Origin of the sequence: Lactobacillus laiwuensis, assembly GCF_019972835.1 — a bacterium.
GTDB lineage: Bacteria > Bacillota > Bacilli > Lactobacillales > Lactobacillaceae > Lactobacillus > Lactobacillus laiwuensis.
Map to the genome: position 1 here is coordinate 1 of NZ_BPPB01000008.1, position 25,001 is coordinate 25,001.

Below are 25,001 nucleotides of genomic sequence, written 5' to 3' on the forward strand. Positions count from 1 at the left end.
AGAGCTACATGTCATGATAATGCAGCTATGGAAAGTTTCTTTCACATTATGAAAGTTGAAATGAATTATTTTACACACCACTTTGATACTAAGAAACAATTGGTTAAGGCGATGAAAGAATGGATAAGTTATTACAATGAAGATAGGATTCGGCACAAACTAAAAGGCTTAACTCCGATTCAATATCGGAATCAAGCCTTAAGTAAAACGATATAAAACTAACGTCCAGTTTTAGGGGTTAGCTTCAAGTTAATTCAGAGTTTTTATTTTGCAAAAGTAAATTCAAAACGGTCCGCAACATAACTGGCTCTAGTATACTCAAATGGTATACCATTTGAGAGTTCAGTTACTTGCAGGCGAGTAATTAATGCTTCACCTTTCTTGGCGTCGAGCAATCTTGCCGCATTTTCGTTTGCCACCGCTGCAGAAATATATTCAGTTACCCGTCCTATTTTATAACCATTTTTTTCTAAAGTTTGATATAAATGCGAAGAAATATCGGCTTTGGACATATTTAAAATCACGCTATGCGGAATAGATACGACTTCATAGCAAATCGGAACGTCATCTGCATAACGTATACGCTCCATACGCAAAACTTCCTGCGTATCATCTAAATTCAGCCGCTCCATCTCCGACAAAGAAGGCTTACCAAAACGATAAGAAATCAATTTACTTGAAGGCGTTTGGCCATTAGCATGTGTAATATCGGTAAAAGACATAATTCCCGACATTTTTTCCTGCACTTTTTGGTTAGCTACATATGTTCCGCTACCAACACGCTGTTCTAAAATGCCTTCATCTTCCAAAGTTTTAATTGCTTGTCGCAGCGTCATCCGAGAAACACCAAATTTTTGGGCTAGCTGCCTTTCGGCTGGAATTTTACTGCCAACTTTGTAATTATGCTTTTCTATTTCACGTTTAATTTGATTGTGAATTTTGATGTACATTGGTTCTTCCATGAATGCACCCCCATTACACATCTTATTATAATTCAAATTGGTCTACTCTGTATGATACGTTACAAATTATAAATTAGCAACCTAATTCTTTTTAGTGGTCCACTTCATACCCCATAAACGAAATTCAGCGTTTTGGCCACATTCTACTGTTATTGAATCATCACTTGTGGCAATCACGCTGGCATGCAAGTGTGCCTGATTTTCTACGGCCAGATTTGCACCATTAGAATTAAAGATAAGATCATGTCCTTCAAACTGTGCCTGATCACTTAGAGCTAAAAAATATTCATACTCATTACCACCATTGAAAGTTACCCGCCTGGAATTAGATTCAACTTTATTCTGAAAATCAGCATGATTAACAATAATAGAATTGTTAAGTGTGATCTGCGCTTCACCAGTGGCTATCAAGCGGTTTATTCTGCTGTTTTGAATAATTATGTGCGGATTTTTCTCGCAGTAAAAGCCACCCTCAAACTCACTGCCGATAATATTAATCCAGGTCTCATCGGTTATAAACATCCCAGTATCTTCCTGTGATAGGAGCTTGCTGTTAAGCATATTTAGCCAGACCTGCCCCTGAATAAGAAGTGAGGAAACAATAGTGTTATTTATATCTAATTCAACATTTGCTTTTTTAAAGGTATCGATACTGCCATGAATGCGAGAATTATTGATAATAGCAGTGCCGTGTCCTTCCAGTGCCAAGGCTCCAATATCTTGAACAACATTCTTGATGGTCGAATCATTCATTTCCAAGCGAAAATTGGAATCAGCAAATAAAGAAACTGAACCATTTAGAATTACTGTCGAAAACAGCTCTAGTGTCACCTTACCATTGGCAGCTATAGTAGCAGTATCACCACCGAAGCCCTTGATAATACAATTGCGTAATGACAAAAAAGTATTGGCTTCAGCAGGTACAAATAAGCTGTTGGCATCTTTTACAGTATTAACACACAAATTTTCTAAATTAACAAATTGACTGCCAGCATCTACATTCACGTAACCCAGTATTGTTGTATCTTCTGGAAGATTGCCAGTTCCTTTAATAGTAATATCAGATAAAAAAATTCCCGCAGGTAATTCATAAAATCCTGGCTCCAGAAGCAGAACATCATCTGCACGTAAATCTTTTAAGGCATTATGCCAGCTAATTTCTTTACCTCCGGCACCAACTCGCACAAGTCTTGACATATATTTCCCTTCTTAATCAAAGTTAGCTTCTCTATTGTACTATTAATAAATCAAAAATAGGCAGATTTTAGCAACTGAATTTAATTCATTCAGAAAATTTATAACAAATTATAAAAATACGAAAGTATATTTTAAATAACAATTATTATAAAAAAGTAAACAATCACAAACTAATTCAGCTAAAAATTTTCAATGTTTATATCTTAATTATATTCACACACATTTTTATGTTTGTTAAATTTATTTATTAATATTTTTTTATACAAAATATATACGTTTTTATAAATAACGCTTTTTATATTTTTCTAAATTAGTAATTATTAATTTGTCGCACATCGTAGTAAACTTTTCACCAATTTTAAATAACAGAGAGTAAATATTTGCCAGCTAAAAAATTTGACCGCAAAAAACAAATGCTGTATAACCCTAAGCTAAATGAAAATATAAAAATTACGTAAGGGGTTTTTATTATGCTAGATAATAATGTTAGAAAACTAAAAAATAACGACTGTTTTAATTTTAAAAATAACAGTACTAGATTCTTTTCTTATAGTCTATTTGTAGTGACATTAATAGCAGCTGCATTAATAACCTGCAATAAGTCTATTGATGCCCAAGCTGATTCAGTGTCTACTTTAACAAAAAATTCCGCTACTACAAAAGGTTCTGTCTTAAAAAATAACAATAACTTAAATTCACAAAATAGTAATACTATTCATGGCACGGATAATGAATGTGAGTGGTCTTTTGATGAAGAGACAAAAATTCTCACAATTACAGGAGGAGCTCTATCTTCTACACCAATCAATCAGTTGGTAAGAAACCAACAAAATAATCAAAGTAAAGGTATCAGTCCAAATGAGATTCAGTATATTGCTTTCCAGATCGGAACTGCTGATTACGGCGGTAAGCTGAAAGTTCGACTAGGACGTAATTCAAGTAGTAAATTCGCTAACTTACCAAATTTAGTTGGTTTTATTGATCTCAATAATGTCGATGCTAGTGAAGCCAGTGATTTAAGTAGCTTGTTTGAAAACGACAGTAGCTTAAAAGAACTTGACTTGACTTCTTGGGACACTATTTCAAATAGAGACATGAATAGTATGTTTAAAAACGACACTAAATTGGCCAAAATCAATTTAAATAATTTCAGAACAGATAGTGTTTTTGATTTTAGTCACATGTTTGAAGGTGACGCAGCTTTAACCACTTTAAATTTAGCCAATTGGAAAACCGGTAACGTTAAGAACATGAGTTATATGTTCAATGGCATCGCGACTACGGAATTGCCAGATATTGTCAGCTGGCAAACATACAACGTTACTAACATGAGTTATATGTTTAGAGACCCCAACTTGAAACAATTAAACTTAAGCCACTGGGATACAGGAAACATTTTTGAAATGACTAACATGCTTGATGGTTTAGGAAATAATTCTGACGGTTTCGTACTTAGTTTAGGTAAACATCGTTTAAAACCAGCAGCATTTGCCAATTTAAAAATGCCTCAAGCTATTGCAATAGGTAGTGCCAGTGCAACAAAACCTGCCGGAAAAACTCTTTCTGTCGCAGATTTAACTAATTTATATGACAAAGAAGACAAAGATTGCCCGGCAGAAACATATGTCAGCCAGCCAATTACCTGGCCTGTTGGTTTAATTGACTTAGATAGTTCTGTTAATAACATACATATCCCGGCAAACAAAATTAATAATTCCAATTATGATAATAAAACAATTGGCTTCATAAGTTCAGTTCCAACTGAAAGTTCAAAGATTCAAGATCCAGGAAAAGAATCAGTTACTCAATTTAAGACAATAAAGGACCAAGCAGAAGATAGTGATACTGTTAAATTAGCTCGTAAAGTTCTATGTTTAATCCAAGTTTATGATCAAAATGGTAGTCCCATTAAAGGTTTTACACTTGAGCCAGGTTTGACTATTGAAACTTATGGTGTAGAGACAATTAATAATCAAAAATTTTATAAACTCGGTCAAAATATTTTTGCTAATGCTACTGACATTGAAGGTAACAAGAAAAAAATTGTACGTAATTCATACGTTTATAACAAAAAAGGTAAGAGAGTCCGCAAATTGCTGGTAAAGAAAGGCAAAGCGGTTCGGGTTTATGGCAATCCAATCAAAATTAAAAAGAAGCTTTACTATGTAATTGATAAGAATCAGTATATTAAAGTTAATAACATAGCCTAAAGTAACAAAAAACGACTCTAACGAGTCGTCTTTTTTATTGGGTTAGCTGGATTCGAACCAGCGCATACTAGTACCAAAAACTAGTGCCTTACCGCTTGGCTATAACCCAGTGATAATGGAGGAGGGTGGATTCGAACCGCCGAACTCAGAGAGAGCGGTTTTACAGACCGCCGCGTTTAGCCACTTCGCTACTCCTCCGTCACGCACGTTAATTATAATACCGAAAAACGTACGTGATTGCAAGCAAAATTTGCTTAAAAATTACTTCTTATTCTCTTTAACGAATTTTTCTAGGCGCTTTAACCCCTCTTCAATTTGATCCATTGAAACAGCGTAAGAAAATCTGATATAACCTTCCCCGCCTTCACTAAAACTAGAACCTGCTGTAACAGCAACTCGCGCCTTGTCAACCAACTCATAAATAAATTTATTATCATCTTGTTCAAAGCCATCAGGTATTTTAGCAAAAATGTAGAATGCACCTTGGGGTTTAGCACACTCAAAACCTATTTTTGTGAGGCCGGAATACAAAGCGTCGCGTCTCTTTTGAAATTCTTTTTTCATTGGTAGCGCATCATCCATACCGTTTTTAAAGGCTTCTTCGGCTGCATCTTGCATAGGTGTTGGCTCAGTAGTAACTATTGCTTGGTGAACTTTTGCAATTTGCTGCAAAATATTTTCTGGCGCACAAACAATACCAATTCGGTAACCGGTCATGGCCCATGACTTGGAAACGCCGTTCATTAAAATAACTTGGTCATGCAATGATTTCTCCATTGACGCGTGTGGTTGATCATAGTTCAACTCACTGTAAATTTCATCACATAGTGCAAAAATTGGCTTATCACGGATAACATCCGCCAAAGCATCCAATTCATCTTGACTATACATTACCCCAGTTGGATTGGTAGGATAATTCATAACCAACATCCGTACCCGGTCCCCATACTTGTCAATTACCTTTTGCAATTTTTCTGGTGTCAGCTTAAAGCCGTCGTCTACTGTATTTACCTTAACAATTTCAACGCCTTCATTAATGACGCCCTCGTCAGTCATATAAAGTGGAAACAATGGAGTTGGCACAACCATAATATCGCCAGGATTCAAAGTAGCCAACACAGAATCAAAAATTGATTCAGTTACGCCATTGGTAACCAAAACCTCAGTTTCTGGATCATAGTTTTGCCCATATTTTTTACTCAAAAACTGGCTGGCTGCCTTGCGTAAGCCAATAGTCCCATTTGAAGGAGCATAGTGGGAGTGATTTTCATCAACTCCTCTTTTGGCTGCCTCTTTGATATGATCAGGAGTGTTGAAATCAGGCTCACCAAGAGTGAATTTTACAACATTCGGAATCTTGCCGGCATAATCTGAGAATTTCAAAATCGGATTAGAGGGAGCATCAGCTAAACCTTTTCGTACGTATTTAATTAAATCTACCATATTTTTCACCAAACTTTCTTTTCAATTATATAGATTATACCTTTAATAAAATTATTTTTCTACAATATTTTTCTAATTATTAACTAATTTTACATATAAAAACACCTTTAAACTGTATAAGTTAAAGGTGTTTTAAAATTAACTATTTTAATACTCCGTATAGGTTAGCTTATCCCTGAATTTGATCACGTAATTTAATCATCATAGGGTAGTTATTAGTAAAAATTCCTGCAACATGTTTTTGAAAATATTGTTTAGCAATTTGCGGGTCATCAACAGTCCAAATTCGTTCAGTAACTGATTGCTCTCCTGGTAAAAGCTTGCCTGGATGAATGCCAGCAAAGTGGTTATCTTTAACCAATTTAGCTGAATTAACTACTTCTTCATCAGTCAGGTAACAATAAATCTGGTTCGGATCAATTTCCTGGCAGTTCTTTAAAGTAACATAATCAAAAGATGAGTAGATAATGGGATAAACGAAATGATAAAGCTGAGCCAGGCTTAACACAGTTTTTTCAATACCACGGTAATGAATCACTCCAGTTTTAAGTTCCAAATTTATTTGAATATTTTTATTTTCAAGTAGTTCAAATAATTCTTGCAGAGTTGGAACCGGCTCACCATTTGACAAGTGCAATCTCCTCAATTTTTTAAGCGTAAAATCCTTAATATACCCAGAGCCATCCGTTGTCCGGTCAACTTTTTCATCATGCATTACTACCGGTATGCCGTCTTTAGTCAAGTGAACGTCAAATTCAATTCCCTCTGCTCCATTTTGAACAGCATTGCGGAAGCCCTCCATTGAGTTTTCTGCAAACTTTACGGGATATCCTCTATGACCAAATACTACTGTCTTATTTTTGCCATTATTCATATTTTTGTGTTGGTTAAACCTCGTTAAAAAGAAAACACTACAAACCAAACTTAAAGGATATCATAAACCCTTTTCCCTAAATTTTAAATAGTAAAAGCTAAAAAATAAAAAAATTTTTTGTGCATTTTCTAAACAAAAAAAAGAGATAGTTCTTATTTCAGAACTATCATCTTTCGGGTTGGGTGTTCGTAAGAACAATTGGGTTAGCTGGATTCGAACCAGCGCATACTAGTACCAAAAACTAGTGCCTTACCGCTTGGCTATAACCCAATACCATCTGAGCTTTTACTTGTATGCTCAACATTTAATAGTATAGGAAATTGTGCTTTGCAAGTCAAGAGAAAACAGCTTTTTTCTTACTATAAATTTAGTTCATATGCGTTTCTAGTACCATTTTTAGTTTGATTAACTTGAACAATTCCCCGGTATTCAAACCCTAAACTTTTAATCAGACTCTGCATGCGCTTATTGACCTCATGTGTATCAATGCGGAAATTATGAATGCCAAGCATCAATCCTCTCGATATCAAGTTTGACATCATAAACTGACTGAGGTGCTGACCGCGAAATTTTGTGCTAATTGCAATTCTGTGAATAGTGGCATATTGTTCGTCATTATTTTTCCAAGCACCATCTATTTCAGTATAATTAGGATCAGGTGTAGTTAGTAAAACAGCAACACCGGCAATTTCTTTATTAGCTACAAGGCAATATGTGCGCTTTAAAGCAATGTCTTCTGCAAGCATTTTACGGTTAGGAGAGCCATTTTGCCACTGAGGATTGCCGTCTTCTTTCAGCAATTTTTTTGCTTCAGCAATAATTTCCATAATTTGGTCTAAATCTTGTTTTTCTGCCAAGCGAATATAAATCAACATTTTGTTTTCCTCATTACTTTCAATATTTTATTTTAAAGTTAATTATACAATAAAAAGCAGCCTTTCAAATAGGCTGCTTTTTATGGCTGAAAACCGCTATTATACTTTTTACTTTTAACTACATATGTAGGAACGCTAATAAAATGCATAGAACAAATATTATCATTATGCGAAATACTAAATCCATAATAATTATAATCACCATCATGAAGCGTACCTTGGATGTTAAACAAGTCCCCAGCATGTTCCCATTCTTGATAATAGCTGCGGTCAGATCTCTCCTCTTCACCGCTGCCAACATAGCCAAAAATCATTTGTTTCAAGCCAAAATAAACACTTTTCTTTAATTCAGTCATGGTCATTGTAGGACTAATATTATAAAAACCGGCCATGTCTTCAACAAAATTATCGTCAAGGTTAAGTCCATTAGCATGACAAGCACGAACAATTCCAGGAACATAGTGACTGTCTTTAATTGTTTTATTATTTTTGCTATATTCCAAAGCAATATCAGCTGCTAATTTACCAGTTCCATTGCTTTCAACCCAGGGAGATAAATTCAAATCATTCCTTGCTTCATTAATAAGGCGAAGAGAAAAAGCAGTTAAATCTCCAATTTGCTTAGGTGTAAGCTGATTTAGGTCAACCTGAGTTGCATCATCAGCTTTACTTTCAGATACTTTGAGACGACTAAAATCATTAGTTTTCATCCCTTGCATTGAAGCATTAATAAAATTCTTGCTGGGTTTACCCTGATAAGCGAGTAGCAACTCAGTTTTAGTGTAACCTTTGGGCAATTTCATTCTTGCCTGGGTATATACTCTTTTGGTGCTCTTTTTAACTACTTTAACATCTTTAGCTAAAATCCAATGCGAATTGTTACCAATTTTATAGGCCGTTCTTTTTTTCTTACCAATTTTTTTCTTGGCACTATAGGGGTACTTGTATTTAGATTCTGCATAAAAATTAGAATGTTTTCCGGAAATTTTATACAAGCGAACTTTTTTCTTCTTTTTTACTTTAACATAGCCCTTGATAGTGGCTGCCGTTACTTGTTCAGCTTCGCCTATAGTTATTCCTGGAATAGTGATTAAAAAAATAATATTAACTACGGCAATAGCAAATTTGCTTTTCTTCATATTCTTCCTCGAGAGTTATTCTAAATTGGCTCTTTGTGGTACAAATTTAATTCTAAACTTATTATGAGAGATTGCCAATTAAATTATTTTTTCAATTAAGAAACATTTTGTAATATTTTTACCTTATTTTAAATAATACAAGTGATGAATAGGACCGAATGCCAGTCATGATTGTATGTAAAGATTAAGCATTTTTACTGCTACCAACCTTAATGGCAATATTGACAAACACAAGCCTTTGAAAAAAATTGCTCCAAATTAAAGCTTTTTCTGAAATTTTTTGATTAATATTGTTGTTACCGGGTTTACAAAGTGAGCGCTTTTATTTTTATACGTGAAATTCATATCTCTCAGAAATAATGTACTGTTTTCCTGTATGTACAATATTCTTATTTTCATCTTCAACGCTTACTTGTAATAATAACAAAGGAAAGCCAACAGATTTCTGCAAAACTCTGGCTTCACTAAGACTCGCTAAGGCAATACTTATAACCATGTCCCGCGACTTTAGTTCTTTTATATGATATTGGCCGTGTAAAACCCGATATAAAGATTTGCTTAAGTCAAATTTTTCCAGTCCAGTAAACCGAGGCAGAGGAAAGTAGTTGCATTCTAGCATTACAGGTTCGTCATCAACTAAATGAACCCGTTCAATATAAAGAGCTGTCTTTGTTTTTAATATTGATTTTAACTTGTCTGGAGTTTCAACTTTTTTTACCTTAATTACTTGTGCGCTAGCTTTAAAGCCCTCGTTAGCAGCTGTTTGTGAAAAGCTTTCAGCTGAAGGAGAACTGACTATTCTTTTCACTTTATGCGGTTTACGAACAAATGTCCCCACACCATGAATCTTCTCAATCAAGCCATCTTCAGCTAATCCAGCAATAGCTTTCCTTAAAGTTACACGACTTACGTTGAACTGTTTACTTAATTCAAATTCGTTTGGCAATTTACTATCTATTGGATATTCTCCTGTAATAATTTTTTGCCTGATTTTTTCCATTACCTGAGAATACAAAGAACCTGTTGCTACCAAATATCATCACTTCCCTAATATTACTTTTACCCATGTATCATCTATTGTCTAGTAAATGATTATGTACTTGAGCTAATTTTGATCTATATTCACAAAGAATAGTATAAAACAAAATTAGATTAAAGTATTCCAAAACAATAAGTATTCCAAAAGAGAAGACCACTATAAAAACTGGAAATTAACATAAAGGGATTCTATTTTCATAGAATCCCTCTAAAAATACTTTTTACTATATTATATTAATAAGTGAGTTTCCACATATAACGACGCTTGGTTAACGGATGCTTTCTCGCCTTAGCTAATTCTTCGGCATAAACACGCATCACACCTGTATGAATCATCGGGTTGAAGTAATCAATCACATTTTCACTGGCAACTTCATTAAGACCATAATCCTTAGCGTCAATATTTGTTACTTGCGCGTCAAATCTTTGTAAGAATGTTAAAGCACGAGCATCAAGATGACGTGTACTGCCGTCATTCATGAACAATAAGTATGGAGCATCCTTTTCGGTAAGTTCAAATGGACCATGGAAATATTCTCCTGAATGAACTGTTGGAGCAGCAATCCACTGCATTTCCATAAACAAGAATGATGCGGTTGAATAAGCAACACCAAGTGATGCACCACTGCTGAGAACAAAAATTTTCTTTTCGTCCTTGTATTTTTCACCAAATTCCTTTGCTGAAGGGCCAACAGATTTTACTGCATTTTCAATCAAATCAGGCATGCCATTAAATGCTGCGAGAGCCTCATCATAAAACTGATAACCTTCAAACTGCTTAACAATTTCAATAGCAAAGGCCAAGCAATATGACATTTTTTCTGTTTTAGCAGCATAATTTTCGTGGAAACCATGAACAACTTTATATTCTGTTTCTTTAATAATAGGTGAATCATCTGCCATTGATAAAGTAATCAGGTGAGTCCCTAATTCTCTAGCCTTTTTAGTTGCAGCCACTGATTCTGGGGTTGTACCTCCAAGAGAAGCTGTTATTACAATAGTGTGTTCTCCCACTCCTTTTGGAGTATCATAGTTAAATTCATTTGCAGTATGAATTGAGGAAAGCAGTTTAGTACTTTCATGCGAAACAAAGTAATAACCCGGATACAAGTCGGCCATTGAAGCACCACAACCTACAAACATTACACGATCAATATCAGGCTGCTTTTCCTTAATATCACTTACAATAGACTTAACTTTTTCAAAATCCATAATATATATAATCTCCTAGTTCTACTATAAAAATAACTTAAAACTAATTAAAAATACCTAATACGCTGAGCAGGATACCACCGAAAATACAGATAACCATAATCCAAGCAGTATTGACCTTCTTTTTGATTAGGTAAAACATACCCAACGTGAAGGCTAGTGACAACATCTGTGGAAAAATCGAATCTAAAGTTTTTTGTAAAACAAAAGTTTTACCAAATTTTATCGGAGTTGTTATCCCGATCATAGTTGCCACCATTGCGCCAATGACCATTAGCCCTATTACATTCATCAAAGACATGATTCTGTTAATAGTACCATTACTAATGAGACGCTGGATATTCTTTTTACCTTGGAGATAACCCCATTTGCCGCCCCAATAAGTAACAATAACTGAAGGGATGATAGAAATAATCATTGCCAAAATCGGTCCAAATATGTTTCCTTGTTGAGCCATGTTGATTCCCAGACCAAAGGCAATAATTTTAACTGTTCCCTGGAAGAAGGAATCACCAATACCTGATAAAGGCCCCATTAATGAGGTTTTAACCCCATTAATCGAATCGGGATCGAATGTGTCTGGATTGGCTGCATATTCCTCTTCCATTGCCGAAGATAGCCCTAAAACAAAAGAAGTCAATTGCGGTGTACAGTTAAAGAATGCCATATGACGATGATATGCTTCTTTCTTCTTTTGAAGCTTTTCAGGCGTATCCGGTTTCTCACCATAAATCTCATCTATCGTTGGTGCCATACCATACATGAAACCCATATTCATTTGGCTTTCATAATTCCATGATGTCTGAATAGCCCATGATCTCCAGAAGAATTGCCAAAACTTATGACGTAACCGTTTATCTGTATTTTTTTGTTCAGTCATAATTCATCCTCCTATAATTCTTCCAAATCATCTAAATCATCACTACTACTGGTCTTAGGAGCAGCATTATTGTTTTCATTATTAGACATAAACTTGTTGAGTATAATAGCGAAAATAACTGCAAAGATAGCTACGCTGATAACAGTCATCTTGCCATAAGCTGCAATAAAGAAACCTAAGAATAAGTAAACTGCATTTTTCTTATCAATCATAGTTGACATCAGAAGAGCAAATCCGTAAGCTGGTAAAATCTTACTTGCTAAAGTTAAACCGTTTGTTAACCAATCCGGAATCATTTTGACGAAACTGGTTACAACATTTGTTCCTAAAAAGATTGCAAGAAAAACTGGAACAAAATATAACAAACCATAAATAATTGGTCCATAAACTATGTGGTAACTTCTTGCTTTTCTAAATTTGCCTGCATCTATTGCATTCTCAACCAATTGGTTAAAGGATGAAAACAACATTCTAATTACTATAGCTACTAGCTGACCTAGCACTGCTACTGGCAAAGCTACTGTTAGCGCTGCTTGTGCACTAGTATGTGACAAAATAGCAAAAGCTGAAGCTACAACTGAGCCTAAGACCATATCTGGTGGAACGGCGGCTCCTACTTGAACTATTCCCATCGAAACTAATTCAAGCGTAGCACCAACTAATAATCCTTTCGAAACATCTCCTAAAACCAAGCCAACGAGTGTGCTTACGATTAACGGCTGCTCGAAGTTTTCACGACCCAGCAGTCTTGAGTCGAACATGGCGAAAACACCAACCAAGCCGACAACAAAAGCTTTCCAAAACATTTTTTACCCCCTTTTTCTAAATCATATTATTTAGAAACTCCTTATTAGCTGAAGGAACTTGTTGCATTGAGATCTTAATTCCCTGATCGCACATTTTCTTAGTAAGTTTAACTTCGTCGGGAGTTAAATATATAGCATTACTAAAACGTTTAGCATCAGGCTTAGAAGGAACTAGGCCATAGTTAATCTCTTCTACTGGACCATATGCATCAATAAACTTGCTTAGTTCAGTTACATTTTCAAAAAGCAACATAATGTTGTCTTTTAGAGCCTTAATTTGATCGATTTTACTAATTGCTTTATCTACACTGAAAACGTTTAGTCTCACATCTTCCGGTTTAGCCAGTTTCAATGACATTTTCTTAAAATCATCATTTGCTGTAGCTGTATCAATCACAATTACTCTTTCGATATTTGCAAATTTAGTCCATGAAAAAATGACCTGTCCGTGCAATAATCGGTGATCAACCCTAATTACTTTTATCATAATAAATCTCCTTCATCGTCATCTTCAGTCATCAACTTATTTATCGACAAAACTCCCTTCTGTCCTTGGTTAATAGCTTCCTCTATATCTTCTTGGGTTAGGCCTGAATTCGCAGTAGTAACCAAAGTTATAACCAAAGGCAAATTCATACCTGTCAGTACGGTTAACTTTTGGTGATCCTTTAATAGCTGGGTCATTTCATTATTAACTGAACCCCCTAAAACGTCAGTAATAATTACAGTATTTTCATCACTAGCGTTATCTATAGAATTCCTGATTTCACCGATAAAACTGTCATCACTCGTACCATTTTTATATGCTTCATATGCCTCGAGATTTTTCTGTTTACCAGTGATCATCTCAACTGTATCTTTCATTCCTTCAGCGAGCTTGCCATGGCTAACTAAAATTATTTTCACTAAACTTCACCCCTAATCCAAAATCAATCATTGTTAGTACATTAGCAAGATGTATTAACATGTATATTTAGTATAATAATATATAAAGAAAGTCGTGTAAAGGGTTTCTTTAAAAATAATTAAATTTAATTTTTTATTTATAATTTTAAAGCGCTTTTATTTAGCTTAGAATTAAAAAGTAAAATGCATTAACTTTTTAACAACTTTTTATTTATAGTCTTCTTTCCACATATACCTGCGAGTTTCATAACTTTCGTGAGTAGTATAAGAAAGTTCTCTCATATAAACATTATTTAAAATTGATGAAAAAATCGGATGATTAAAATACGGTGATACTGCGGGCTCGATATCATCTAACCCAATTTCTTTACCGTCTAGTACATACAACTTTTTGCCAGCAAATCTTTGTTCAAATTTCAGCGCACGTTCATCTTCTGGTCTTGTTTTTCCCGTAGCCAAAAGTTGAAAAATTGACTTATTCTTATCTGTAACTTCAAATGGACCATTAAAGTATTCATAACTATGGATAGTTGGCGAATTTAATTGCAGCATTTCCTCTAAATTACAAATCGAGAAAACATAAGCTGCACCATATGCTGGACCGCTACCAATAACATAAATGGTTTTTTGATCTTTATTTTGCTCAGCCCATTCTTTTGCCAAAGGTGTAGTATATTCAACGGCTTTGCGATAGATAGGATCAAGCAAATCAAAAGTTTTCATGGCTATTTTAAAATTCTCATAGCCTTCAACTTGTTCCAGCAAATTCATCGCTATGCATATTCCAATACTGCCATTTACACGTTCAAGTCTGCTTTCATCTAGAGCCAAACTTTCATATTTTATTTTAAAATCACAAACGTCTACCAGCTCAGATTCATCAACATAAAGAGCAATGGTGGTTGCATTATGTTCTTTAGCAACTTTTGCAGAATCAATCGTCTCGCTGGTTCCTCTCATAGAACATAAAACTACTAAAGTATTTTGGTCTATGCTCTTTGGCGGAGCATAAATAAATTCTCCGCTAGTATACATACTGGAAAATATAGTTTTTGACTCCTGATGCATAAAATAGTTTGCACCGTAAAAGCCGCCAAAAGAGCCTCCGGCACCAACCCAAATTACCTGCTTAATACCTCCACCAGATTCCATATTTTTAATAGCTTTTTGAACAACTTGTTTAGCTTCTTCTTGTATCTTCATCTTTTTCTCCTGTATTAAATATAGATACATGTATCTTCAATTTAAAATTATAAAGCGCTTTATTTATAAAGTAAAGTGTATATTAAAAATACAGGTATCTTTTTTATAAAAAAGATACTGGTGCCTAATTAATCAGCTTTTGTTATAATATAGTTAATAGTTATTCAGGAAAGAAAAAAATATGTTGAAAAAGTCTGAAAATCATATGCCACTATATCTTAGCTTGGCAAATATTATAAAAAACAAAATTACAGAAAATAAATATCAAATAGGTAAAAAGATACCTTCTGAAATGGAGTTGCAAAAAGAATATTGTGTCAGTCGTACCACTGTTCGTAAGGCTCTTAAAGTCTTAAGCGAAGAAAATTTTTTAATTAAGCTTCCTGGTAAAGGAACTTTTGTTTCTGACAAAAGTAATGAAATTCAAACTCAAAATCAGAAATTTTCGAGTTTAACAGAAAGCGTTGTCAAAACTGGTAAAAAAATTTCTAACCGTTTAATTAGTATCAAAAGCGTTGCAGGCAATGATGAACAAAATTCATTCCTGCAAACTACTAATGAGCAGCAAATAATAGAAATTAAGCGTTTAAGATATATTAATGACATCCCATTTTGCCTTGAATGGATATGGCTTGCTCCAAAATTTAATGCTATTAAAGCTGAAGATCTTAATATGCCCTTGTATCAAATATTACAAAAGAAGTTTCATATTAATCCTGGTAAAGGCAAGAAAACTTTTAAAATTGTGTTTGCAAATAGAGAAGAATCTTTTTTGCTTAATGTTGACGAAAAAACACCATTAATGCGAATCAAGGACTTAGTTTATGACGATCACGATCTTCCTTTACATATTACGCAAGAAATAATTCGCAGCGATAAATTTACATACGCAGTTAATCATTAACGTTTTCAAATAAAAAGCAGGCGCTAGTTTTTCCGACTAGTGTCTGCTTACTTTATAAATATTCTGTTTTTAACTGACTAACTAATTAGTACCAGCCATTAGCTTGCCAGAATTGTTTAGCTGCTGCCCATGAGCCGTAACGATTAGTAACGTAGTTGTTAGCAACACGTTCTTGGTTAGCAGCTGAGTAGTCTCCATTAAGGTATGCAGCAGATAGCTGATATTTACCAATGTATTGTCCATTTTGTGCACTGTATGAGCCGCCAGATTCACGACTGGCAATCCACGCTTTTGCTCCAGCTTCTGAATCAGATGAAGCAGTTGTGTAATTAATATTTGTAGCTGCAGTATTGTTTGCAGAATGCGTAGTTTCTACATTATTATTGGCATTAGAAACTGAACTATTTTCTGTTTGTGTGCTAGTTGCAGCTACAGTGTTTTGGGATTCATTTGCTGGATGATAGCCTTTATTAACGTATTTGGCTTTAACCCATTGGTTCTTGCCTAAGTCATACCACTTGTGACCCTTTTTGTCGTAAGCAGTTTTAATGACTTTCCAAGAAGAATTACTTGGTAAAATTTGCCCAGTAGCTTCAGGATGTTTGTAACTGTTCCATACGCGAATTGAATTGCCATCAACATAGTTAACAGTTACAACTGCTGCATCATTTTCTACTGTGGCTGCTTGAACATCATTTGCTTTAACGCTGCTCATAACTGCAACTCCGGAAGCAGATAATGCTGCTACTGCTGCTGATTTAACTAAGATAGATTTTACCTTCAAAAAAATTCTCTCCTTAAATAAAAATCCATAATATGTTTTTCAAACTGAACATACTAAATCACTATTCAATTTGATGCTATATATACTACAACGTTAAAGTTGCAGAACCATAACAGGAATATCACTCAACCTTTAAGAATTAGTTACCTAATTTAGTAAAAATGTCACAGTTGTAACACAACGTTAACTGTTATTTAATTTGACAAAATCCTATTAGAACAAGGTCATACGGTTAATTGTCACTAGCAAGAACATGCGTTTGTATATTGCAACTTTAACCAAATGAAAGCTATTTTTGCAACACAAATGAAAAACATTGGCCAGCTTTGCATAATTTCTACCTAAAGTGATATAGTTAAGTTAATATTTAGTAGAAAGGAAATTACAGAATGAGTAAGTTTGAAGTTACATTAGACAAAAAAGATTTGCAAATGCTTGAAGATTGCCATTCAAAAAGCCCTTCAATTATGAAGGCATTAAAAGAAGCCAAAAAGGTTGAAGACTAATATTTAATCCAGGAAGCACTAATGTGCTTTCTTTTTTTGCATTTCAGAACAACAATTGCTTTTAAATAAATATAAAGCCTATCGATTATAAAATTATTCAAAATTGAAAAACACAGCAAAATAAGTCCCGTAAGTTAGACAACTTGCGGGACTTACTTTATTTAATCTAGTATTTACTAGCCCATTAATTATTTTCAAACAAACTTTGGATTTCTGCAGGTGTATTTGCTGCTTTTAACTTAGCAATAAAGTCCGCGTGAGTCAAAAGTTTGGCAGTATTTGATAAGTACTGCAAATGAGCATTACTATCAACTTGTGGTATTAAAAAGGAAATAACTGTATCAACCTTCTTACCATCTAATGATTGCCAGTCAATCGGTTGTTTGAGTTTTAAAACGATCATTGAAGACTTAGCAATTGCTGCTGACTGAGCATGGGGAATAGCAAAACCGTCTGTCATCCCTGTAGAGCCTTCTTTTTCACGCTTAACGTAACTATTGTAAACAGCTTCACTGTCATTAGCCAAGTTGTTTTTGACGGAAAAGTCTGCTAAATATTTGAGCGCTTCATCACGACTCGCAACATCAACATCAACTTTAATATTTTGTAAATCAAGAATATCGCTTGGATCAAAACTTTCTACTTGTTGGTTAGAGGTATCGTCAACACTAGGTGCAATTGTAGAGTCAGCTGCAGTTGCTAAAGCATCTTTTTTAGCAAATCTACCAGCGATTAGAGCCAATAGCGCACCCGAAATAGCTGCTCCAATCAGAATCCACAGTACCCATAAGAATGGTTTATTAACTAATGGTAAAACAATAAAGCCACCGTGAGGAGCAGGTACGCTAATCTTGGTTATGTAAGTTAAAACTGACGCTACTGCAGAACCAATCATAAAAGCCGGGATATTCCATAAGGGATGTTTAGCAGCAAATGGAATCGCTCCTTCAGTGATATGAGTAGAACCCAGTAAAAAGTTGACATAACCAGCTGCTCTTTCACTCTTAGAATATGCTCTGCGATTCATTAAGACGGCAAAGCCTGTTGCAAGCGGTGGAGCAATACAAGCAGCAGAAACTCCTGCCATAAAGTAGTAGTTTCCTTGAGCCAGTAATACCGTACCTGTAACATAGGCAGCCTTATTAATAGGACCACCAAAGTCTGCTGCACACATGATGCCCACAATAATTCCTAGCAATGCAGGATTAGTATTTTCAAAACCTCTAAGCCAGGACATTAAACCAACGTTCAGAGCTTTAATTGGAGTATTTAACAGGTACATAATTGATCCTGTAATTAAAACTCCGAGAACAGGTAAAAGAAAGATTGATTTCAAACCTCTAAATTTATCATCTGGTAGAGGTTGAAACAGCTTCTGCAAGCCTAAAACAACGATCGCAGCTAAATAGCCACCGACGATGGCTCCTAGAAAACCGCCACCACCGTTGAAGGTGATAAAACCGGCAGAAAGGCCGATTACAAAACCCGTTCTTTGAGCCAAAGCTTCAGCAATATAAGCTCCTAAAACTGGAGCCATTAGGTTCATAGTAGTACTGCCGACTGTATTTAGCATCGCAGCAAATTGATTGTATTCGCTACTTTTGGGATTTGCCGAATCAATTCCCCAGAAGAAGGAAATAGCCATTAGCACACCGCCTGCAACGACAAATGGCAACATATGAGAGACGCCATTCATTAAAGAGGTATAAATTTTGTTGCCTAGCTTTTGCTTTCCTACACTTTCATGCGTGGAATCCTCAGCTGCCTGTCCTTCTTTATAAATTGGTGCTGCCAATGCTTTTTTAATTAAAGCATCTGGCTCTTTAACACCCCTTGCTACTGGAACTACTACTAGACGTTTGCCTGCAAAACGATCCAAGCCAACATCAATATCAGAAGCAATAATTACGGCTTGCGCGTCTGCAATTTCTGCACTTGTTAAATTATTTTCAATACCCGTTTGACCGTGTGTTTCAATTTTAATGGTATAGCCAAGCTTTTCTGCGGCTTTTTCCAGTGCCTCTTGCGCCATAAATGTATGAGCAACACCAGTTGCACAACCAGTCGCACCAACTAAATCATATTTAGCCACTTTAACTCATCCTTTCCGTTACTGAAATTTGTGGTAATAAATTATCTAAAGAAAAAGCTGTTAGTCCAGTGCGACTAGCTGTATCGCTTCCTGCAGCTACAGCTACTTTGAGAGCCTCACTAATAGGTTTTTTCTTTTCCAAAAAGGCAATGAAGGTGCCAAGCATGGTATCTCCGGCACAAGCTGAATTAACTACTTTTATTTTTGGAGCATTGGCAAACAGGATATGCCGTTCATTTATAAAAGCAGCACCATCAGCACCTAGAGAAACTAAAACATTTTGACAACCCGATTTAATTAATTTCTGAGCCAATTCGACTGTTTTTGTGGCAGTCATTTCACCCTCATAATTAAAGAAAGCTGCCAGTTCTGCGTCATTAGGTTTAAGTAGAAATGGCCGATATTTTAAAGTATCAATTACTTCTAGGTAACTACTGTCAATCACAAATTTAGCCCCCTGTTTTTGGACTAATTGAGCCAGTTGCACTAAAAAATTTGGTTTTATACCCCGAGAAAAGCTTCCGGAAACAACTACCATATCATCCTTAGTTACTGTACTTTCAAGATAATCCAAAAATTGATCTTGTTTATCTGAACTTACTACTGGTCCGGGATTAACTTGTTTGTATTCTGTACCTTCGTCTAAAACGTCCGTAAAGACATTAACTCTAGTAGGTTCTTTTACCTTTAAGAAATTAGTTTTAATACCCTTTTCTGTTAAACCAGAAATGACATAATCTAATGTAAAGCCGCCACCAATACCAGTAGCTACACTATCAATGCCTAATTTCTCTAAAATGAACGAAACATTGACCCCTTTACCATTAGGTTGCAATTCAAATTTTTCTGTTCTATTAACTACCTTTGGTTCCAGCTTTTTAGTGACAATTACTAAATCAATTGCTGGATTCAATGTTATTGTATAAATCAAAGATTTCTCCCCTTTTTTTGCCTTTTGCATTATTATTATAGAAGTTAAAAAGTGTAACGTTTTTCCAAATTGATAGCGTTTACTATAAATAATGGGAAAATATTTACAAAAGGAGCTCGTAAATGAAAAATAAAGAACTTTCTTCAGCAGAATTACATCTCTGGAATATCGTCGAAAATAACCCCCAAAAGATTGCTAATATGTCAATAGTAAAACTAAGTCAATTTGCAAATGTCTCGACTGCAACAATTGTGCGCACCATGCAAAAAATGGGTTACAGTGGTTACACCTCTTACCGTGAAGCTTTGAAACTAAAAAGCAATTCAAATTCTACCTTTAGTGTGTTAAATGAAGCTGACGATAAAATTAAAAACGTGATTACTAAAAACGAAATTGAAATGAACAATACACTGCATAACCTAAGTTACAGCACAATCGAAGACAGCATTTCGCTCACTAAACAAGCTAAAATCGTTTTTATCTTTGCTCGCGGCTTATCTGAATCAATTGCTCACGAAATGATGGTTAAATTACAATTAACTGGAAAATACTGTGAATTCCATTCAGACCCAAATATTATTAAGACAATTGCCTGTAAAATCAAGAAAGATTCGTTAGCAATTTTTATCACTTTGAACGGTGAAACTGAGGAATTGGTCACTGCAGCTAAAGCTCTTAATAAAAACGAAGTTCCGGTTTTGGCCTTCACTACTAATTCCTCAGGCAGCATTTTGCCCTTTTCCACTTTATCCTTTATCGGTTATAAATCTAAAACTAATTATTTTCCCGAGTACGAGGTCAGATCACGACTGCCCCTGCAAATAATGACGCGCATCTTTTGTGATGCATATTCGGTCAGATCAGATTTTTATAAGAGCAAATAAAAAGCCTTCTATACTAATTAAAGTATAGAAAGCTTTTTAGTTAATAGGTAAAATTATTCAGCAACTTCTAGCTTATCGCGCCAAGATTTAGCTCCATTTAGAGCCTCATTTAAGTTTGCAATATTTTCTTTGCCGTGAGTAGCTAACCATTTTCTACCGGCTTCTTCACCTTCAGCGGCAAATGGTTTGATAGCCGGTTTCCAGGTAGCACGACCACAGAGAACACCGTTAAAGTCTGCACCTGCTTCTTCTGCCATTTTAATTTCAGCAATAAACTCTTCACTAGTTACACCAGCAGATAAGAAAATATAAGGCAAATCAGTTATCTCAGACTGCTTTTTAAGCAGATCCTTAGCTTCTTCTTGAGTGTAAACCACGTTGTTGTCACCATTAAAACCTTCGACAAATTTAATGTTAAACGGAATTTCAACTTTAAGTACAGTTACATCATATTCAGGCTTTGAAAATTCTTTCATTGTCTTCAAAACCTTATCAGCTTTAACTTTCGCAAATTCTTCACTCTTAGCGTCAGCGATATTTGCGTCATAAGTCAAAACTTCCAAAAAGAATGGCAATTCATTAGCTTTAGCTTCTGCACCAACTCTTTCAACGAAAGCTTGCTTTTTATCATTAATTTCTTGTCCTTCATCAGGATCATAGTAAACCAAAAACTTAATGGCATCTCCGCCTTCATTTTTAATTCTTAATCCAGACTGATTAGCAATTAAGTCAGGCATTCTGCCAGGTTCTGTGGTATCATACCCGGTTTTTTCATAAGAAAGTAATAATCCGCAATTTTTATCTCTTACTTTTGTTGCCGGCAAACCATATTCTGGGTCAGTCAAAATCGATGAAGCATAAGGAGTCAACTCACTGGAAACTGCTTTTTTAAAATCAACAATAGTTGTTTCATCAGCAGGTTTATTAGCGGCCTCTGCTAACATCTTTTTTAAAGAGCCACGTTGATCGATTGCCAAAGCACTGATTATACCATCAGTTGTTGACAAGTTTGCCATATGTTTGGCAACTGCTGCAGAAATTGTTTTCATTATATATCTCCTTTAACATTTTCTTTAATCGCACAAATATTATTATATACTGATATCTCAGTGTTTTAAAGAAAAGCGTGAGTTTTAGTAAACTTTTTCACAATTATAAATAATCCAGAAAACATTTACTTGGTTTTACGAAAATTACTTTTACTCAACTTTGTCAGCTTTATTAGTTTTACAGCTAACACATGCTCCCCAAGGAGATGCCTTTAAGTCCTTAACTTCTCTTACCTTAAAAGTATGTTCAGATTCAGACTTCAGGCTGCTTAAAGTATAACTTGCTTTTTTAATATTAGTATATAAAACATCGTCAATTTTAAGCTGGTAACTATCGCAATCAGATACAGGTTGCCATGATACCGTGATAGAATCTGCAGTAGTTTTTTCATCATCTTGTGCTAAATTAGTCGGAGTTGTCAAAGAATCATCTTCTGCTGGCAAACTGTTAACCGGTTTTGTACTTATATCGATACCACCGATTTTAATAGTTATTTCGTTTTGACTAATATCAGTCTGACCTAGTTTTATTCTCAAAAATGTTTGCTTTAAATCAGTGCTAAATTCCTTTAAGTACGGGTTAACTAGGTAATTTTGATCAAAGAAATAGCAATTTTCTTGGTTGCGGAATTCAGCTATACTATTTAATTCAGTCAAATTAATTTCTTGGTTGTCTACCAAAGCTTTGATCGCTTCCGGTGCCTTTTTAGTTCTGATATCAACTTCTGTTGCTTTTTCAGGATCAAAACCAGCATATGTACCTTTGGTTTTGTCAATTTTGATAGTCAGGTCATTATCCAGCAAATGACTGCTTACTTTGGTTTGAGCATAATCGCCCTGCTGGTACTTAGCAGAAAAGCCATCATCTTCATAAACTGAAAAGCTGCTGTTTCCACTTGGATAAACTATAAATTGTCGCTGCTTTTTCAGATCAAAGTATTCCTTAGGTGTGTTTGTGGCTGGTGCTAGCGGAACAATCGCTCCTGCTCTAACAAATACAGGCAATTTCCATAATGGTGCATCAAAGTTATTAATTACTTGACCGCCACGATATTCTTGACCAGTAAAGAAATCTATCCAGATTTGCTTTTCATCAGGCAAATAAATTTCGTTTCTGATGTCATTCCCCGTTTCATCACTGGCAGTATCTTGATAAATCGGAGCAATTAAGAAGTTCTCTCCCCACAAATACTGGTATCTGACCAAATTAGTATAAAATTGAGGTACATCAGGATATTCCAAGAACATTGCACGCACCATAGGTTTACTGGTAAAGGTTGCTTGCGCTGCGATGCTATAAATATATGGCATCATCATTGACTTTTGTTTGAGGTATGCACGGTTAAGTTTATTTGTAATACCACCAAATACAAATGGGTTTTTAGGATTCTTGCCCCAGCCATCCATATTTAATTGAATTGGGGTGAAAGCTTTCCACTGATAATCTCTGGTATTAATAATTGGCTTTTGGCCTCCAAAAATGCCGTCCATGTCTGACGCAACATTAGGTTGTCCTGAGAGTCCTTCGCCAATATAAGTTGGTATTTGGAAGCGAATATATTCCCATTCGCCACCTACTTCATCCCCAGTCCAAACTGTACTGGTATTTTGAGTTCCTGCCCAGCCATCAACAGTAATAATAAATGGTCGCAGTTGGTCACCTTTAATTTTGGCAATCATCTTGGCAGTACTTTGAGTGGCATTTAAGCCGAACGAATAACCGTGGCCAACCCACGCCTCATCAGTTTTAAGTGCAGTGACGCCGGCAACCAATTCTTTTTCAAAGTCACGGTCATCTGGTTTAGGATTTTCAGGATCTACTGGGGCAAGATTTTGCTGTGTCCAAAGTCCTACTTGCACACCTTTACTATTAGCATATTTAACAAATTCAGCTAAATTTTTGAGGTTACCTGCTAATGTATCAGTTTGACCATATCCAGCTCCATAACCATCATTAGGCAAGAACCAGCCTATAGGCATATCATTTTGCAAATATTGTTCAAGCATGGCACGGGCACTAAACTGATAAGAAACCCCGCCATGTTCACCGTTAAGCGTTTCCCTGATCGACTTTGGTTTTAATTCTGCCGGTAAATCTTTGGGCTGATATTCTCGATAATACTTGCCATCAGGATATTTGATAGCTCCCTTTTCATCAGATTTTACCTCAACCCAATAGTCACGGTTATATGCATTTAGATGAGCTTCATAAAAGCCGAAAACTGGTGTCAGGGCAGGCCTGCCAGTTAGCTTATGATATGCATTAATTAATTCATATGCTGAGTCGGCAAAGAAATAAATGGCATCAAAACGATTTTCTTCATGAACAGTCGTAATCTCGTCGTTCGAATTGCTATTAAAGTCATAATGTCCGGGCTTAAAAGTATTGCGAATTACACCATAACCGGCAGTTGACCAGTAAAAAGGATTAGGTGAAGCTACACCTTGATCAACCCAGTTATTGGTATTAACAATTTCGATTTTTTCTCCTGCTAGTGTGAAACGGCCGTTTTGGGTACCTCCACCAAAGTAGTTACAATTATGATTAACTAAAGTTTGAACAGTTGCCGAATTTGTCAGTTTAATCGGCCGTGCCTCTTTTAATACTACCTTACCGTTTTTAGTAACACTCATAATAGCTGAATTTCTAGCCAAATTAATCTCAATTGTGCCTGTAGTAATTTGCCAACCCGTTTCGTTTTTAAGCAAATTAGCTTCATTCATCCCTTTGGCACCATAAATATCTTTCACAAAAATTTGAGCATGCAATCCTGTTTCTGATTGCTCTGGTTCTTGAAATTTCTGGCTGGGATCAATATATAACCTGAATGTTTTTGCATCTAGTATATATAGGCGTCCAGTTAGTCCATGTGCATAATGAATCTCAAAATAACCAGTTTGTCTAGTTACTTCAGTGATATGTTGCAATTCTAAATTACTAGTTTCTGTTTTTTGATTTGAGTTAGTTGCTTTATTAATTGTTCTCTCCTCCTTCATATTAGAAGAACATTAATCTTTCTTAAAATATTTGATAAAGCTGATTATATGCTAAATTTGCGAAAGGATAAATAGCTAATAACGAAATTATTGTCCAACCACTTATTTG

At 35.2% G+C, this 25,001-nt stretch carries 22 protein-coding genes and 3 tRNA genes; 4 read left to right on the forward strand and 21 right to left on the reverse strand.

Translation table 11 applies throughout. The annotated features are described in order from the left end of the window. Positions 1-216, forward strand: a 216-nt coding sequence (locus tag LDM92_RS07300) for an IS3 family transposase (protein ID WP_223902660.1), incomplete at its 5' end; no start/stop codon positions are given. 47 nt (positions 217-263) lie between these two features. Here the strand turns inward: LDM92_RS07300 and LDM92_RS07305 are convergent. Together LDM92_RS07305 and LDM92_RS07310 are read right to left on the reverse strand one after the other, a co-directional pair. After that, the gene (locus tag LDM92_RS07305; protein WP_223902661.1) at positions 264-962 is read right to left on the reverse strand and encodes a GntR family transcriptional regulator; all 699 of its coding nucleotides are present in this window, start codon (positions 960-962) and stop codon (positions 264-266) included. Positions 963-1,043: 81 nt separating this feature from the next. After that, positions 1,044-2,159, reverse strand: a complete 1,116-nt coding sequence (locus tag LDM92_RS07310; RefSeq protein ID WP_223902662.1) for a hypothetical protein — start codon at positions 2,157-2,159, stop codon at positions 1,044-1,046. A gap of 470 nt (positions 2,160-2,629) precedes the next feature. On the opposite strand from LDM92_RS07310, the gene LDM92_RS07315 reads away from it, so the two are divergent. After that, a complete protein-coding gene (locus tag LDM92_RS07315) occupies positions 2,630-4,369 on the forward strand; it encodes a BspA family leucine-rich repeat surface protein (RefSeq protein WP_223902663.1) in 1,740 nt (579 codons plus the stop codon). A gap of 37 nt (positions 4,370-4,406) precedes the next feature. Here LDM92_RS07315 and LDM92_RS07320 read toward each other — a convergent pair. The 14 genes from LDM92_RS07320 to LDM92_RS07385 all read right to left on the reverse strand — a co-directional run bounded on the left by LDM92_RS07320 (position 4,407) and on the right by LDM92_RS07385 (position 14,745). Next, positions 4,407-4,478, reverse strand: a tRNA-Gln gene (locus tag LDM92_RS07320). A 7-nt stretch (positions 4,479-4,485) separates the two neighbouring features. Continuing rightward, positions 4,486-4,567: transfer RNA gene (locus LDM92_RS07325), tRNA-Tyr, on the reverse strand. Between the two features lie 63 nt (positions 4,568-4,630). Next, the gene (locus LDM92_RS07330) at positions 4,631-5,812 is read right to left on the reverse strand and encodes an aminotransferase class I/II-fold pyridoxal phosphate-dependent enzyme (RefSeq protein ID WP_223902664.1); all 1,182 of its coding nucleotides are present in this window, start codon (positions 5,810-5,812) and stop codon (positions 4,631-4,633) included. Positions 5,813-5,981: 169 nt separating this feature from the next. Next, positions 5,982-6,686 (reverse strand): glycerophosphodiester phosphodiesterase family protein, encoded by a 705-nt coding sequence (locus LDM92_RS07335; protein ID WP_223902665.1) that lies wholly within the window; start codon positions 6,684-6,686, stop codon positions 5,982-5,984. 198 nt (positions 6,687-6,884) lie between these two features. Further along, positions 6,885-6,956: transfer RNA gene (locus LDM92_RS07340), tRNA-Gln, on the reverse strand. 89 nt (positions 6,957-7,045) lie between these two features. Beyond that, on the reverse strand, positions 7,046-7,561 hold the full coding sequence (locus tag LDM92_RS07345; protein ID WP_223902666.1) for a GNAT family N-acetyltransferase: 516 nt from the start codon (positions 7,559-7,561) through the stop codon (positions 7,046-7,048). Between the two features lie 80 nt (positions 7,562-7,641). Next, positions 7,642-8,700 carry an SEC10/PgrA surface exclusion domain-containing protein gene (locus tag LDM92_RS07350; RefSeq protein WP_223902667.1) on the reverse strand — a complete coding sequence of 353 codons (1,059 nt, stop codon included), beginning with the start codon at positions 8,698-8,700 and terminating at the stop codon, positions 7,642-7,644. 328 nt (positions 8,701-9,028) lie between these two features. After that, on the reverse strand, positions 9,029-9,733 hold the full coding sequence (locus LDM92_RS07355; RefSeq protein WP_223902668.1) for a GntR family transcriptional regulator: 705 nt from the start codon (positions 9,731-9,733) through the stop codon (positions 9,029-9,031). Positions 9,734-9,972: 239 nt separating this feature from the next. Then, positions 9,973-10,950 (reverse strand): SIS domain-containing protein, encoded by a 978-nt coding sequence (locus LDM92_RS07360; protein WP_223902669.1) that lies wholly within the window; start codon positions 10,948-10,950, stop codon positions 9,973-9,975. A 43-nt stretch (positions 10,951-10,993) separates the two neighbouring features. Then, positions 10,994-11,830: a PTS system mannose/fructose/sorbose family transporter subunit IID gene (locus LDM92_RS07365; protein WP_223902670.1), complete on the reverse strand. Its 837-nt coding sequence runs from the start codon at positions 11,828-11,830 to the stop codon at positions 10,994-10,996. 11 nt (positions 11,831-11,841) lie between these two features. After that, entirely contained in the window at positions 11,842-12,636 is a 795-nt protein-coding gene (locus LDM92_RS07370) for a PTS mannose/fructose/sorbose/N-acetylgalactosamine transporter subunit IIC (RefSeq protein ID WP_223902671.1), read from the reverse strand. A gap of 16 nt (positions 12,637-12,652) precedes the next feature. Continuing rightward, complete coding sequence (locus tag LDM92_RS07375; RefSeq protein WP_223902672.1) at positions 12,653-13,123, reverse strand: PTS sugar transporter subunit IIB; 471 nt, start codon at positions 13,121-13,123, stop codon at positions 12,653-12,655. Beyond that, positions 13,120-13,542: a PTS sugar transporter subunit IIA gene (locus LDM92_RS07380; protein WP_223902673.1), complete on the reverse strand. Its 423-nt coding sequence runs from the start codon at positions 13,540-13,542 to the stop codon at positions 13,120-13,122. The genes LDM92_RS07375 and LDM92_RS07380 overlap by 4 nt, the downstream gene beginning before the upstream one ends. Before the next feature lie 207 nt (positions 13,543-13,749). Further along, a complete protein-coding gene (locus tag LDM92_RS07385) occupies positions 13,750-14,745 on the reverse strand; it encodes a sugar isomerase (RefSeq protein ID WP_223902674.1) in 996 nt (331 codons plus the stop codon). 181 nt (positions 14,746-14,926) lie between these two features. On the opposite strand from LDM92_RS07385, the gene LDM92_RS07390 reads away from it, so the two are divergent. After that, on the forward strand, positions 14,927-15,649 hold the full coding sequence (locus LDM92_RS07390; RefSeq protein ID WP_223902675.1) for a GntR family transcriptional regulator: 723 nt from the start codon (positions 14,927-14,929) through the stop codon (positions 15,647-15,649). Between the two features lie 85 nt (positions 15,650-15,734). Here LDM92_RS07390 and apf read toward each other — a convergent pair whose 3' ends face one another. The 3 genes from apf to pfkB all read right to left on the reverse strand — a co-directional run bounded on the left by apf (position 15,735) and on the right by pfkB (position 19,962). After that, positions 15,735-16,433 carry an aggregation-promoting factor gene (gene apf, locus LDM92_RS07395; RefSeq protein ID WP_223902676.1) on the reverse strand — a complete coding sequence of 233 codons (699 nt, stop codon included), beginning with the start codon at positions 16,431-16,433 and terminating at the stop codon, positions 15,735-15,737. 690 nt (positions 16,434-17,123) lie between these two features. Beyond that, a complete protein-coding gene (locus LDM92_RS07400; protein ID WP_223902677.1) occupies positions 17,124-19,031 on the reverse strand; it encodes a fructose-specific PTS transporter subunit EIIC in 1,908 nt (635 codons plus the stop codon). 1 nt (position 19,032) lies between these two features. After that, positions 19,033-19,962: a 1-phosphofructokinase gene (pfkB, locus tag LDM92_RS07405; protein WP_223902678.1), complete on the reverse strand. Its 930-nt coding sequence runs from the start codon at positions 19,960-19,962 to the stop codon at positions 19,033-19,035. 122 nt (positions 19,963-20,084) lie between these two features. Here pfkB and LDM92_RS07410 point away from each other — a divergent pair, with 122 nt between their 5' ends. After that, on the forward strand, positions 20,085-20,846 hold the full coding sequence (locus tag LDM92_RS07410; protein ID WP_223902679.1) for a MurR/RpiR family transcriptional regulator: 762 nt from the start codon (positions 20,085-20,087) through the stop codon (positions 20,844-20,846). Between the two features lie 53 nt (positions 20,847-20,899). Here LDM92_RS07410 and LDM92_RS07415 read toward each other — a convergent pair whose 3' ends face one another. Continuing rightward, positions 20,900-21,895 (reverse strand): tagatose 1,6-diphosphate aldolase, encoded by a 996-nt coding sequence (locus LDM92_RS07415; protein WP_223902680.1) that lies wholly within the window; start codon positions 21,893-21,895, stop codon positions 20,900-20,902. 150 nt (positions 21,896-22,045) lie between these two features. Continuing rightward, entirely contained in the window at positions 22,046-24,892 is a 2,847-nt protein-coding gene (locus LDM92_RS07420) for a TIM-barrel domain-containing protein (protein WP_223902681.1), read from the reverse strand. Positions 24,893-25,001: the final 109 nt, after the last annotated feature.

Coding starts and splice junctions, on each gene's coding strand:
- LDM92_RS07305 (WP_223902661.1), bottom strand. CDS start 962: ATGGAAGAACCAATGTACATCAAAATTCACAATCAAATTAAACGTGAA.
- LDM92_RS07310 (WP_223902662.1), bottom strand. CDS start 2,159: ATGTCAAGACTTGTGCGAGTTGGTGCCGGAGGTAAAGAAATTAGCTGG.
- LDM92_RS07315 (WP_223902663.1), top strand. CDS start 2,630: ATGCTAGATAATAATGTTAGAAAACTAAAAAATAACGACTGTTTTAAT.
- LDM92_RS07330 (WP_223902664.1), bottom strand. CDS start 5,812: ATGGTAGATTTAATTAAATACGTACGAAAAGGTTTAGCTGATGCTCCC.
- LDM92_RS07335 (WP_223902665.1), bottom strand. CDS start 6,686: ATGAATAATGGCAAAAATAAGACAGTAGTATTTGGTCATAGAGGATAT.
- LDM92_RS07345 (WP_223902666.1), bottom strand. CDS start 7,561: ATGTTGATTTATATTCGCTTGGCAGAAAAACAAGATTTAGACCAAATT.
- LDM92_RS07350 (WP_223902667.1), bottom strand. CDS start 8,700: ATGAAGAAAAGCAAATTTGCTATTGCCGTAGTTAATATTATTTTTTTA.
- LDM92_RS07360 (WP_223902669.1), bottom strand. CDS start 10,950: ATGGATTTTGAAAAAGTTAAGTCTATTGTAAGTGATATTAAGGAAAAG.
- LDM92_RS07365 (WP_223902670.1), bottom strand. CDS start 11,830: ATGACTGAACAAAAAAATACAGATAAACGGTTACGTCATAAGTTTTGG.
- LDM92_RS07370 (WP_223902671.1), bottom strand. CDS start 12,636: ATGTTTTGGAAAGCTTTTGTTGTCGGCTTGGTTGGTGTTTTCGCCATG.
- LDM92_RS07375 (WP_223902672.1), bottom strand. CDS start 13,123: ATGATAAAAGTAATTAGGGTTGATCACCGATTATTGCACGGACAGGTC.
- LDM92_RS07385 (WP_223902674.1), bottom strand. CDS start 14,745: ATGAAGATACAAGAAGAAGCTAAACAAGTTGTTCAAAAAGCTATTAAA.
- LDM92_RS07390 (WP_223902675.1), top strand. CDS start 14,927: ATGTTGAAAAAGTCTGAAAATCATATGCCACTATATCTTAGCTTGGCA.
- LDM92_RS07410 (WP_223902679.1), top strand. CDS start 20,085: ATGAAAAATAAAGAACTTTCTTCAGCAGAATTACATCTCTGGAATATC.
- LDM92_RS07415 (WP_223902680.1), bottom strand. CDS start 21,895: ATGAAAACAATTTCTGCAGCAGTTGCCAAACATATGGCAAACTTGTCA.
- LDM92_RS07420 (WP_223902681.1), bottom strand. CDS start 24,892: ATGAAGGAGGAGAGAACAATTAATAAAGCAACTAACTCAAATCAAAAA.